The organism is Streptomyces sp. WELS2, assembly GCF_013870595.1.
GTDB lineage: Bacteria > Actinomycetota > Actinomycetes > Streptomycetales > Streptomycetaceae > Streptomyces.
On the sequence record NZ_JACBWZ010001217.1, the window covers coordinates 1 to 1,430 of the forward strand.

General features: G+C 74.5%; 1 protein-coding gene. It reads right to left on the minus strand.

The genetic code is table 11. From position 1 onward, the window contains the following. A partial coding sequence (gene crtI, locus H5J33_RS35160; protein ID WP_181798702.1) for a phytoene desaturase family protein occupies window positions 1–1,430 on the minus strand: 1,430 nt, incomplete at both ends.

Genomic DNA, 1,430 nt, shown 5'->3' on the forward strand with positions numbered 1-1,430 from the left:
CTTCGCGGAGTTGGCCCATGTTGTCGTGGATCTTCTCCACTGCACGTACTTTCCCGACAGCAGCACCGTCGGTACGCCGACGCCGGGCGTGGTGCCGCAGCCGGCCAGGACCGCGTTCTCCGTGCCGCGTACCAGGTTGCGCGGCCTGAACGGGCCGGTCTGCGCGAAGGTGTGGGCGGCCGAGAAGGGGGTTCCGGCGGCGTGCCCCCGCGCGTGCCAGTCGGCCGGGGTGACCAGGCACTCCTCCTCGATGGCGGCCTCGATGCCGTCCAGTCCGCGCCGTTCCAGTTCCCGCAGCAGCGTGTCCCGGTAGCGCGGACCGAGATCGGACCAGGCCGTGGGGCCCGGACCGATGTCGGTGTTGGGGCAGGGGGCGAGGACGTAGTGCAGGTGGCGGCCGGGCGGCGCGAGACCGGGATCGGTCGCCGTGGGGCGGGTGACGAGCAGCGACGGGTCGCTCATCAGGCTTCCGCCGCGGGTGAGCTCGTCGAACGTGGTGCGCCACGCCGCGCCGAAGGAGATGGTGTGGTGGGCGAGCCGGGGCCAGGTGCGGTCGGTGCCGGCGTGCAGCACGACCGCGGAGGGGGAGTGGCGCAGCCCGGGCACCCGGCGCGGACGGCGGCCGAGCAGCCGGTAGGCGACGGGCAGGTCCGGGGTGAGGACGACCGCGTCGCACGGGATGCGGCCGGCGTCGGTGACGACGGCCGTGACGCGCTCGCCGGACCGCTCCAGGCGGGTCACCGGCTGCCCGAACCGCAGATCGGCCCCGGCCGCGGCGGCCGCCTCCGCCATCGCCCGCGGCAGGGCGTGCATGCCGCCCCGGGGGAAGTACACGCCGGCGACGGTGTCCATGTAGGCGATCACCGCGTAGGCGGCCAGCGCCCGCGCCGGGGGCACACCCGCGTACAGGGCCTGGAAGGAGAACACCCGGCGCAGCCGCTCGTCGCTCAGGAAACGGCCGATCCGGGCGTCCAGGCGGCCGAAGCCGCCGAGGGCGGCCAGCCGGGCGAGATCGGTGTGGAGCAGACCGAGCGGCGAGTCGAAGTTGACGTCGATGAATTGGCGCATCTGCGCCCGGTACAACCGCTGGAGCCAGTCGCGCAGCCGCCGGTAGCCAGCCGCCTCCGCCGCCCCGGCGAACCGCTCCACCTCCGCGGCCATCGCATCGGCGTCGCTGTGCACGTCGAGACTGCTGCCGTCCGCGAAACACGCCCGGTAGGCGGGGTGCAGCGGGATCAGCTCCACCCGCTCGTACAGGCTCGTCCCGACGGCGGCGAACGCCTCGTCGGCCAGCTCGGGCATGGTCAGCACGGTCGGCCCGGTGTCGATCCGGTAACCGGCCAGGTCCATGCGCCCGGCCCGGCCGCCGGGCAGCTCCTCGCGCTCGACCACCGTGACCCGGCGGCCGTACCGAGGCGGAAGCCTCGGAA